This window comes from Paraburkholderia kururiensis (assembly GCF_034424375.1).
Taxonomy (GTDB): Bacteria; Pseudomonadota; Gammaproteobacteria; order Burkholderiales; family Burkholderiaceae; genus Paraburkholderia; species Paraburkholderia kururiensis_A.
Genome location: NZ_CP139965.1, coordinates 6014892 through 6026802, shown reverse-complemented (window position 1 = coordinate 6026802; position 11911 = coordinate 6014892). Strand labels below are relative to the sequence as shown.

The 11911-nt window shown below is 68.7% G+C and carries 4 protein-coding genes and 1 pseudogene; 2 read left to right on the top strand and 3 right to left on the bottom strand.

Annotated elements, in window-relative coordinates; translation table 11 throughout:
• Window positions 1–35 precede the first annotated feature (35 nt).
• Window positions 36–893, bottom strand: coding sequence for a phytanoyl-CoA dioxygenase family protein (locus U0042_RS26975; protein WP_114811599.1), 858 nt, complete (start codon window positions 891–893; stop codon window positions 36–38).
• Between the two features lie 339 nt (window positions 894–1232).
• On the opposite strand from U0042_RS26975, the gene U0042_RS26970 reads away from it, so the two are divergent.
• Both U0042_RS26970 and U0042_RS26965 read left to right on the top strand, forming a co-directional pair.
• On the top strand, window positions 1233–1643 hold the full coding sequence (locus U0042_RS26970) for a hypothetical protein (RefSeq protein WP_198665335.1): 411 nt from the start codon (window positions 1233–1235) through the stop codon (window positions 1641–1643).
• Window positions 1644–1813: 170 nt separating this feature from the next.
• Complete coding sequence (locus U0042_RS26965; RefSeq protein WP_157977841.1) at window positions 1814–2635, top strand: DUF4410 domain-containing protein; 822 nt, start codon at window positions 1814–1816, stop codon at window positions 2633–2635.
• 278 nt (window positions 2636–2913) lie between these two features.
• On the opposite strand, the gene pbpC is transcribed toward U0042_RS26965, so the two are convergent.
• Complete coding sequence (pbpC, locus tag U0042_RS26960; RefSeq protein ID WP_114811637.1) at window positions 2914–5328, bottom strand: penicillin-binding protein 1C; 2415 nt, start codon at window positions 5326–5328, stop codon at window positions 2914–2916.
• Between the two features lie 173 nt (window positions 5329–5501).
• A pseudogene (locus tag U0042_RS26955) lies at window positions 5502–11603 on the bottom strand (MG2 domain-containing protein).
• Between the last annotated feature and the right edge of the window lie 308 nt (window positions 11604–11911).

Sequence of the window (11911 nt, the reverse complement as noted above, 5' to 3'; positions counted from 1 at the left end):
GATAGCGAACTGAAATCCGGCGCAGACCACGACGCTCAGTACCTCGCGGCGTTGACGCGTCCCTCGGTATTGGCTGCGCCCGTCACGTCGTCGAGGTTCTGCGGATACGGATACGTGAGCCCGAGCAACTGACGCATGGTCGGGCTCGCGCGCTTCACGAACGCTTCGCCCACCATCGCGCGCAGGTCTTCCATCGGCTTCACGAACTTCGGCAGGTACTGGATCAGGATGGCGCTGCGGTCCATGCTGCTGCGGTTCGGCATGGCGCAATGCCAGGTGGCGCCGAAGAACAGGATGGCGTCGCCGGGGTCCGCCTCCATACGCTCGCAGCGTTCGAAGAAGCGGTCGTCGGGGCCGGGGTAGCGCAGCTCGCGCTGCGTGCCCGGCACGAATGCCGTGGCGCCGGTTTGCGCCGTAAACGGGTCCAGCGGAATCGTCACTTGCGCGTTGAGCGGAAAGCTCGAATTGATGCCCACCGGAAAGGTCTGCGGCGCGTGCAGATCCCAATACGGGTAGTCGATGTGCGGCTCCTGGCCGGGGCCGTCGGGCAGGATGCGATTGGCCGCAATCGATCCCATCACGAAGTCTTCGCCGAGAAACGCGCGCATGGCGGCCACGATCACCGGTTGCTCGGCCATCTGCGAAAACACCTCGCCCTTCGCAAGCAAGTTCCACACGCGGCGTTGCAGATGCAGCCGCGCCTCCTGCGCGGCTTGCCCCTGAAAATGCGTGACGGTTTGCGCGCGGGCGTCGGAATGGGCCATCACGACGCTGCGCGCTTCGCTCACCTGAGCGGGGCTGAAGAGGCCGCGCACGCGGATCGCGCCGGGCCCGTGCAACAGGGCCTCCACCACGGCTTGCGGCGTGCATTCGGCGGGACTGAGGCTTTGCATGACGTGTCTCCTGATCTGCTGATCGTGTGATGTTCCGATGCCGGGCGATGCGATGTCGTCCGCTCGCATTTCGTCGCGCGCCGCGCGGGCGCGCGCACGTATGGCCTCAGCATAGACAAGGCATCGGCGATGCGCAACGGCAGTTGCATAGCCGAGCGAAATGGAATTTTCGTTCCATTTTCGGAGAGTGCCTCGTGGCGCGTGAAACCGCGCGACATGAATTTCCAACAGACTCCGCGCGAGCGTTCTTCTACATTGCAGCCATCCGCAACCCGCCGCGCTTGCAGTGCCTGTCGAGCTTCCCGTTCGAGACGCGGCCCACACACTGAAGGACGTTCCGTGAACTTCTCATCTCTCATCAAACGTATCGGCGCGACGAGCAAAGTGTCGCGCTCCATTCCGGCGACGCTGACGTGGCGCTTCTCGCGCCCGCTGGCGCTCGCGGCGACGGCCGGCCTGCTCGCCGTGACGAGCGCGTCTGCCTCCGCCGCCACGTGGGTGCTGCGCGGCACGGCGTTCGTGGCCGCGCCCGTCATCGTGGCGCCGCCGCCCGTCGTCTATGCGGCGCCGGCACCGGTGGTCACCTATGTTCCGCCGGCACCTCTCGTCGTGGCGCCGGCTCCCGCGCCCGCCAAAACGGCTTATGGCGTGGCGCCGACGGCCGTCTACGTGGCGCCCGCCGTGCGGCCCGCCGTCTGGGTGCCGGGCCACTGGGCAGGCGGCGTGTGGATTCCGCCGCACTGGGCCTGAGCGGTACGCAACGCACGGTCGGCGACAAGCGGCGGCGCAGTCGGTCCGCGACGTCGCCACGACGATTTCCGAAGCAATTTCCAAAGCGGCCTCTCCCACGTTGTTCATACCTTCGACGGGAACGGGCCGGCTATCTCAGTGCGAACGAGGGCAGGTGGAACGAGATGCCGATGTCATTTTCATCAGGATGGGCCGTGCGCCGCGCGCGGCGTTGGGCGAGTACGACGCTGCTGGCGGCGTGTCTCGCATTCGGCGGCTGCGCTTCGGGCATCAGCGGCGTACAGGCGTATGCCGCGCCGGCCCCCGTGCGGCCCGATGTGATCTACGTCTATCCGTTCGACGACGCCACCGCGACCGTCCGGTTCGACGACAGCGTGAGCCGGCAGCTGAAGGCGTCGTTGAGCGGAACGTCCGCCGTGCAGCAGCAATACGACGAGGCGCTCGCGGTACGCGGCCAGGTGGCGAGCGAACTCGTGAAGCAGTTGCGGGCGAAGGGGCTCGATGCCGTGCTCGCGCCGGTGCCGCCTTCGGCGCCGCAGTCTGTGTCGCCCGGCAAAAGCGTGCTCGTGATCGAAGGCCGTCTGGACTCGCTCGATGCGGGCAGACGCAGCCGCCGCATGCTGATCGGGTTCGGCGCGGGCAAGAGCGAAGTGGCGGCGTCGGTGCAGTTGCTGTATCAGCCGCAAGGCGGCGTGCTGTCGCCGTTGCAGCGCTTCGACGCGACCGCGGACAGCGGCAAGGCGCCGGGCATGGTCGCGATGGGCGGCGTGGGCGCGGCCGCGGGGAGTCTGGCGACGTCCGTGGCGACGAGCGGCGGGCTGCACGCCGTCTCCGAGGCGAAGCACGACACCTTCGAAGCCGAAGCGAAGCGGCTGGCCGATTCGATCGCGAAGCAGGTGATGGCAGCGATGGGCGCGCCGGCAGCGACGAAGGCGAACGACGCGCCGACGACGCAGGGCGCCCGGCTTCAACCCGTCGCACAAGCCGATTGAACGCGCGCGTTGCGGTTCGGGACTCGGGATCGGGCGCCTGCAGCGTGGCATCGAGCGCAGCCCGCAGCGAGACCGCAGTTGATGCAGCGGCAGCACGATTTGCCTTGCAGTCGGGCTACGCGAACCAGGCGCACCGACTGTGCGGATCGACGCTTGCGTTTTAGCTCTTGCTGTGCGGCCTCTTGCTCGCGTATTGCCACGGCCGCCGTTAGTCGATACAGGCTGCCCACCCTATGCTGTGCCGGCGTACCCGTTGCCGCCGACGGCCATCGCATTTGCTACGTCCCGGGCGAACCCGAACCCGGCCGCGCAGGCATTTGCCCGCCGCCCGAGCCCGAACCCGTCGCACGATTGCCGACGGCCGCATGACCCGGCCGTGCCGTCGCGCCGCGCACTTCGAAATGCACGGCATCCACGCTCGTGCCGTTCGCGTCCACGAGTTCCAGCACGTGCCGCCCGGGCCACGGCAGCCAGGTGACGCGGTCGTCGTGGCCGAGCGGCTTGCCGTCGAGCCGCCACGCGCTGCGCGACGACGACCCGCTCGCGCGCTCGAACACGATGCGCTGCCGCGCGGCGGGAATGTCGGGATCGAGCGCGAAGAGCGTGCCATCCGTGGGCGAGCCGATGCGCGGCGCGCCATTTCCGGATTGCGTCGATTGCGTCGATTGCACCGCCCGCGCCCCTCGCGCAACGACGGCCGACGGCGTTCCGCGCGGGCGCGCCGGCGCGTCGGCTGCATCTGCGGCGAGCCCCACGACGGGCGTTTGCGTGCCGCTCAAAAACCATTCGTTGCGCGCAGGCTCCACGTTCTGCTCGAACGCGATGCGTGTTTGCACGACGCCCGCCGGCATGCGCGGCGCCTCGCTCGGCACGTGGCGGTGCAGATAGCCCGCCACGGCCGCCCAGATGGGCGCCGCGCCGGTCACGCCGGAGACGTCCCACATCGGTTCGCCGTCGGCATTGCCCACCCACACGCCGATCGTGTAGCGCGACGTGAAGCCCACCGTCCAGTTGTCGCGCATGTCCTTGCTCGTGCCTGTTTTCACGGCCGAGAAGAAGCGCGTGGCGAGCGGGCTGTCGAAGCCGAAGGTGCGCGTGCGCGCGTTGTTGTCCGCGAGCACCGTGGTCACGATGTAGCTCGCGCCCGCGCTGAACACGCGTCGCGGCGTGGCGGGCGCCGTTGCATACGGTACGGACGGATGACGCGGCAGGTCATAGGTGGGCGACGCCACGCCGCCGTTGGCCAGCGCGCGGTACGCGTCGGCAAGCGCAAGCAGCGTGACGTCCGCGCTGCCGAGCGCGAGCGAGTAGCCGTAGTAGTCGCCGCTTTGCGTAAGCGGCAAGCCGAGCGCCGTGAGCGTGGTGGCGAAGCGGTGCGGCGTGACCATCACGAGCGTGCGCACGGCCGGCACGTTCAGCGACGACCCGAGCGCCGTGCGCACGCTCACCCAGCCCTTGAAGTCCTTGTCGTAGTTCTGCGGAATGTAGAGCCCGCCGCCCGCGGCGAGGTCGAGCGGCGCATCGTCGAGCAGCGAGGCCGTGGTGAGCCGCCGTTCGTCGATGGCCTCGGCGTAGAGAAAGGGCTTGAGCGTGGAGCCGGCCTGGCGGCTCGCGAGCACCGCGTCCACGTCGCGCGCGCCGGAGAGTCCGCCCGACGAACCCACCCACGCCAGCACGTCGCCCGTCGCGTTGTCGAGCACGACCACGGCGCCATCGTGCACGTTGCGCCGATGCGCCGGCGCGTTGAGTTCGACGAGCGTGCGCGTGAGCGTGTCCGAGGCGAAGCGCTGAAGGCGGGCATCGAGCGTCGTCGTGATGCGTGCCCCGGCCGCGGGCCGCGTTTCGGCCGCGATGCGCCGCGCGAAATGCGGCGCAAGCGTTTCGGCTTCCGGCGCAACCGTCAGTACGGCGGGCGCGGGCCGCGCGAATGCGAGCTGCACGAAGCTCGCCAGATTGGCGCAGCGTTCGGGCGCCTTCATGTCGCGCAGAATCCGGCAGGCGCGCGCGCTCACCCTGGCATAGGGCGCGTTGGGCGAGCGGATCAACGCGGCGGCCACGGCGGCCTCGCGCTCGTCGAGACCCGAGGGCGCCTTGCCGAACAGCGTGAGCGAGAGCGCCGAAAGCCCGATCGTCTCGCCGCGAAACGGCACGAGGTTCAGATACGCCTCGAGAATCTGGTCCTTGCGCCAGCTCCGTTCGAGCCACAGCGCGTTCACGGCCTGGCCTGCCTTCTGCACGACGGAGCGCTGCCCCGAGTGCTGCGGGTCGTCGCCGAGCAGGCCCGTGAGCTGCATCGTCACGGTGGACGCGCCGCGCGTACGCGTGTTCCAGAGGTTCGCCCAGGCCGCGGCGGCGGCACCGTGCCAGTCGACGCCGCTGTGCTCGTAAAAGCGCTTGTCTTCGGAGACGACGATCGCTTCGCGCAGCGCCGGCGAGACGTCCGCGAGCGCGACCCAGTCGCCGCGCCGCTCGGTCTTGTCGACGCGCGTGCGTTGCAACGGCGTGCCGTCGCGCGCGAGCAGCAGCCAGTCGGAACTGCGCCACTGCGCCTGCACGTCGGTGAACGAGGGCAGGGCGTGAGCCGCGGGCGCGGCGATGACGAGCAGCGAGCAGAGGGCGGCGCGGGCAATGCGCCGGGCTACTGAAGGGCTGGGTGCGTCGACTGTGCCGATGGTGCCGAATGTGCGGATCATGCCGACCGTCCGGTCCGCACGGCATCCGCACGCTGCCCGGCCGGCGCACATCGCATCCACAACGACGCAAGCACGCGAAACGTGCGCCGCGCCCGCAGCGTCCCGAGCGAACGGGATGCCCACCTCGCCACGCTGCGCCGCCGTCCGCCCATCGCTCATCGCGCGTTTCTCCTTCACTGCGCAGCCGCCGGCCGCACGATCACCGACGCATTCGGCAGCACGCCGAACGTCGAAGGCGCGTAGAGCGCCTCGACGCGCGTGGGCGGCAGGCCGAACGTGCCGACGTTGTTGAGCCGCACGGTGTACTCCACGGAGAATTTCCCCTTCGGCACGTAGTCGTAGTAGGCGCGATAACCGTCGAAGCCGCGTTCGACGAACGCGGGCCACGCCTCGCCCTGTTGCTGCTCGCCCTGGGTGGCGGCTTCCGAATCACGGCCGAGGCCCGAGCCGAGTATGGTCGCGCCCGCCGGCACCGGATCGTTGACCACGACCCACGTCATGTCGGTCTGCGCGTCGATGTCGAGGTGCACGCGCACGATGTCGCCGCGCGTGTACGTCCCCTTGGCCATGCCCTTCACCGCGGGGTCCACCGCCGTGACCGTCTTCGTGATGCGATAGCCCGCCGCGAACGGCGCCTTGAGCGCCACGGCCGCGAGGCTCTCGATGGTGGCCCACGGCTTGCCGGTGCCGTCCTGCGTGAGCGTCAGCGAAAGTGCGCCCGATGTTGCCGACGCAGGAGCCGATGCCGACGCGGACCACGGCAGCAACACGCTGCGCGTGTTCGCGGTCTTCGTGATGGCCGTGGCGGACGCGAAGTTCGCCGCCGATGCCGGCTGGTTCCACGCGATCGTCTTCGTGGTCGCGCCCAGTTGCAGCCGCGTCTGGCCGGTCACGGGCACGCTTTCGAAGGCACGCGAGAAACGCTGCACGGCGAGCAGGCCCCACAGGTTCGCCGTCGTGGTCTGCTACGCGCCGTTCTTCTGCATGCCGAGCAGGCCGGCGACGAGGCGCGGCATCTCGTCCTTCCAGGCCGGTGTGTCGACGAACGTGAGCGCCGTGCGTGCCGCGTTCGTCTCCGTGCCCGTCATGAGCCACCAGAGATCGTCGCCGTCCGCGGTGGAGAAGGTGAGGCGCGTGCCCTGATACGTGAGCCGCGAGCGGATGATCTGCTCGGCCTGCGCGAGCTTGTCGTCGCGCTGCGGAATGTCCTTCACGCGCGAGAGGATCGCGTAGTAGTCGAGCACCGCGGACGTGGGCCACTGGTTGGGCGCGACCTCGATCGAATCGAGCATGCCGGCACGCGCGGCGCCGTGACGCGAGAGCGCCTCGATGGCGGCGAGCTTGCGCAGGTCCAGGTCCTTGCGCGGAGCCCAGAACTTGCGCTCCAGACGGCCGTCCACGAAGGCGGCGAGGCCGCTCTCCATGCGCGCGCGTAGGTCGTCGGGCAGGGCGAAGCGCGGGTCGAGCTTCGCGGCTTCGTCCGTGACGGAGAGCAGGTACGCCGTGAGCGCGGTGCTGCCCGTGTTGCCGCTGTCGTCCGAAGGCGGGAAGTAGTTCGCCAGCCCGTCGCGGTCCAGGTACACGGGCATGCGTGCGACGACGGCCTGCCACTGCGCCACGTCGTTGAGGCCAAGCGCACGCGAAGTCTGCTGCTCGATGCAGCTGTACGGATAGCGCTCGAACCAGCGGCGCACGCCCGGCAACCCCTCGGAGAGCTTCGGCTGCAACGACACCGCGATGCCGCCGCGCGGCACGCCGGCCGCGTTCGTCGTGGCATTGGGCGGTGCGGCGACGGGCAGCGAGAACGAGCCGTCCACCTGCGTGAGCGTGGCCTGCTGCACGGTGACGGGAATCGCCGCCGTGACGCGCTGCGTGACCTTCAACGCGTCGCTCGCGTGCGGTCCGCCCTGTTCGGCCGCGGCCACGTTCCAGGCGAGCGCGGCGGGCGACGCTTCGGACAAACCGTCGGGTGGCGTGACGTTCCACGCCACTTCGCGCGCCGAGTCGGCGGCGACATCGACCGTTTGCGCCGCGAGCGTGAGCCCCGGCACGTTCGGCGTGACGGCCACCTTCATGGCGCGCGCCGTCGTGTTGCGCACGGTGAACTGCGCGCGGAACTGGTCGCCTTCGCGCACGAGCGGCGGCAGGCCCGAGATCAGTTGCAGGTCCTGCGTGCTGCGGATCGACACACTGCCCGTGCCGAACGTGCCGTCGCCCACCGCGGCGATGGCGACGATGCGAAAGCTCGTCAGCGAATCGTTGAGCGGCACGACGAGCGACGCTTCGCCGTTGGCATCGAGCGTTACGCGCGGGTTCCAGAGCAGCAACGTGTCGAACAGTTCGCGCGTGGCGCCGTGTCCGCCGCCGCCGCCCGCGGGCACGGCCTTGCGCCCGAAGTGCCGGCGTCCGACGATTTCCATCTGCGCTGTCGACGTTTCCACGCCATAGGCGCGGCGTTGCAGCATGGCGTCGAGCACGTCCCAGCTGTCGTTCGGCATGAGTTCGAGCAGCGCTTCGTCCACTGCGGCCACCGCGATCTGCGTGCCGGCGGGCGCCGGCTTGCCGCCCGGCATCTGCACGCGCAGCTTGACGTGCGCCTTGCCGCGCACGGTGTAGGTCTTCGCATCGGGCGTGACGGTCACGGCAAGGCGGTGCGCGGCCGTGCCGACCTTGATCTCCGCGAGCCCATAGCGATATGCGGGCTTCGAGAGATCCACGAGCGGCGTGGGCGCCTCGTACTGGCGGCCTTCGTACCAGAACGCGCGCGCCCATTCGATGGGCGCCTTCCAGCCCCACGTGAAGAACGAGTACCACGGCACCTCGTGAATGCGCCCGCGCAGCGCCAGCACGGAGACGTACACGTTCGGCCCCCACGCCTCGTTCACCTTGAGGTCGATGGTGGGGTCTTTGCCGTCCAGCTTCACGACGTGCGTTTCGATCACGCCTTCGCGTTCCACGGCAACGAGCGCCGTCGCGAAACGGAACGGCATGCGCACCTGGAAGCGCGCGGTTTCGCCGGGCTCGTAGGCGGTCTTTTCGGGCAGCACGTCGATGCGGTCGGTGTTCTCGCCGCCGAACCAGAGGTCTTCCTCCCGCGTGACCCACACGGAAGTGGTCGCGGTGGACGCATGGCCGTCGCCGTCTTTCGCCGTCACGACGAGGTCGACGTTGCCCGCTTCCTTGAGCTTCGCGTCGCAGGCCAGCAGGCCGTGGTCGTCGCTCTTGCCGCTGCACAGCGTGCCGAGGTCCTTCGTTTCGGTGTGGTTGTCGTAGGCGTAGAAGCCGCCCACCATGCGTTTGCGCGACGTGATGGTGATGCGTGCGATGCCGTGCACTTCGAGCGGCACGCCGGCGCGCGGCTTGCCTTGCAGGTCGAGCGCGAGTGCCTTCACGGGCACCGTGTTGCCCACCGAAACCCATTGCCCCGACTTCACGCCGGCCACCACCGCGGCGGGCCACAGTGTGGCGCTGCCGCTGATGGTCTGCACTTCGCCGTTCGGGTCCGCGAAGGTGCTTTCGAGCGCGAGCCGCTTCGGCGCATCGACGGCCGGCAGGTTCTTCAGCGTGAGATGGCCCGCGCCGTTGCGGTCCAGCGTGACGGGCTCCTTGTCGGCGATGAGCTTCGAGCCGTCGTCGGTCGATTGTTGAGAGGCGCTGTCTTCGTCGTCGTTGGCGTCCGACGAGGACGCGTTGTCGTTGCGCTTCACGTAGGGCGCGAAGCTGTAGTCGGGATACGTGTCGGCGAACGCGGGCGAGGTGCTCTTCATGAGCGCCGAGACCTGCACGGGCAAGCCCGACGCGCCGCCGCCCGAGGTGTACTCGATCTGCAGCGTGAGCGGTGCTTCCTTCGCGGCCACGAGCGGATGTGCCTTCTCGTCGCGCACGGCGATCGTGCCTTTGAACACGGGCAGGCGGAATTCCTCGACACGGAAGCTGCCCGACGGGTAGCTGTGGCGCATGGAGTCGCCGCTGTCGTTGTTGTCGTCGGCGTTGTTTTCCGCGTTGTTTTCCGATTTGTTCGACGCAGCGCTCACGTCGCCGTCGTCCAGCGACACCTCGTATTCGCCGAGCTTCGCCGCGGCCGGAATGGCGAAGGTCGAATCGGCGGTGTGGTCAGCGGCCCATTTGAGCGGCAGGTGCCAGGTCTGGCCGCTGCCGGTATGGCGGATCGTGAGGCGCGTGGGGTAGGTCTGCGGGAACGCGAGGCCGTGCATCGTTTCCACACGCATCATGTGCTTCATCGAAACCGTTTCTCCGGCACGCAGCAGCGTGCGGTCGAACACGGTATGGGCGCGCACGGTGTGTTCGAGGCTCGTGTCGGTGGGCACGTTGAAGCGCCAGGACTCGATGCCGCGGTTCCAGTCCGAGCGCACGAAGGCCATGTCGTGACCCGTCTTGGGATCGTCGATGCGCGCCGAGACAAAGAAGCCGCCGAAGGCGTCGTTGCGGCATTCGGCACGCGGCGCGAGCGGACCGTCGATCATCAGCACGCCTTGCGCATTGGTCTTGCCCGACGCCACTTCGTCGCCGTTGCAGTCGCTCACGTGAACGTCGGCGTTCGGCACGGGCTGGCCCTTGTCGAGCGTCGTTACCCACACGGCGCTGTTTTCGCGGCCTTGCTTGAAGTGCACGCCGAGGTTCGTAACGAGCACCGCCGTGCGCACGTACATCGGCGCCTGCTTGCCGAGCAGCGACGCGCCGAGCGCGGGGGAGGCCAGTTCGATCACATAGAAGCCGGGCTTCGTCACCGGCACGCCCACCACTTCGAACGGACGCAGCGCTTTCGGGTCGGCCTTCGGTAGCGCGAGCGTTTCGACGTTGGCGCGGCCCGCGAGCAGCGAAAGCGAACGCACGTCGATGCGCGGGTCCTTCGCGTCATCGTCGGCCGATGCATCGCCGCGCGGCTTCACGATGACGGGGTGCGGGTTGTGGTCGAGCAGCGTGGGCATCGCCTCGGCGATTTCCTTGCGCGTCATCGTGTAGTTGTCGAAACGTTCGACGTTGCGCATCCAGCTGCGAATGTCGCTGTCGGCTTCCACGCGCAGCTTCGAAAACTGCGCGTTGCCCGCGTTGAGGCCGGCAATGTGGAGGTCCGCTTCGACGTTGCGCAGCGTGACGGGCACGAGCGCGGGCATGTCGGGCTCGGCAAAGCGTTCGATGATGCCGAACGTGCCCGACGAAAACTTCGCGAGCGGCGGCAGCGGGCCGGTGGTGGTCTTGAGCGGGAAGAGGTCGGCGTTGGTGAGCGCGCGGCCGCTCGCGTCCTTGAGGTTGGCGGGCAGCACAACGCTCAACGCCGCGCGTTCGGGCAACGGCGCGGCGAATTCGACGGTGCTGGTTTGCGGGTCTTTGTCGTCGGGCGAGAAGGTGGGCTTGATCTCGCCGTCCGGACCCTTGATGCGGATACGTTCGGCATCGGCCCGTGCAATGGGCGCGTTGAACTGCACGCGCACGGGACGCAGCGGCGTGCAGGGCGCCTTCGCGTTTTCGCGCTCGCAGCTGAAGCTCGCGGCAAACGGCGCGCGCACCGTGAAGTCGAAGCGTCTCTCCACGTCGTTGGCGATGCCGCTCGGGCTTGCCACGCCCTTGCCGTAGACCAGTTGCGCCTTCGTGCCCGAAGGCAGCGCCTGCTGGCATTGCAGCGTGAGCACGCGTGCGGCGTCCTTTTGCAGGCGGAAACGCTTGAGCAAGGCCGTGCGTGTGGCGGCATCGACGCTCGTGATCGGAATGCGGTTGCCGAGTCCACTGGACTCGCACCACACGTGCTGCTTCACGGAGGCATCCGTTGCGGGTCCGTTGAGCGTCAGTACGAAGGCCTGGCGCTCTTCGATCTCGTCGCCGGTGGGCTCCACGTCCTGCACGAACGGACCGCCCGTCTTGAACGCATAGTGCCGTGGTCCGGTGAGCGCGTTGCCGGCCGAGGACTTCAGCCCGTCTTTCAGATCCACGGAGCAGGCGACGCCCGGCGGCAGGTCGGCGGAGAAGTCCCAGGCCCACGTGCGTTCGTCGATCCAGCGCGACTGACCGGCGCTCGCGGACGCGTCGTTGCACTTTACGGTGGCGGGCGCCGCGAGGTCAGGCGCGCCGAACGGCACCATCGCTTCGTCGAACTTGACCACGATCTGCCGGACCTGCGCGACGGTGCCTTGCGGCGAAACGTGCGTGATGCGGGCCGCATCGGCGCGCCAGGTCGTGGCGGCGAGAAGACCGAGCGCGACGGCGGTCGCCGCGGCCCAGAGGGAAGGTTGTTTGAGTTTGTTCGTGCCGCGTCGCATGCGTCGCGCTCCCAGGTTTCATTTTTCTTTCGGAATGACGGGCCGATTCTAACTGACGTAAGAGACGCTTCCAGGACGCATATCGGCGCGTATGGATGCACTCGCGAAGATGTCCGCGCCACGCGATGGCGCCGGCCAATTCTTTCTTCGGCTTGACGGTCCTGGAAGCGCGCCCGTACACTCGCCCGCGAGTTTGCCGGGTCTCGGCGCACCGGCTGAAGCGCGCGCCTTAAATGTCCACCTTAGGTGCCCGCCTTAAGTGCCCGCCGTCCAGCGCCGCCCGCTGCCGCACGCTTATCCAGCCTTGA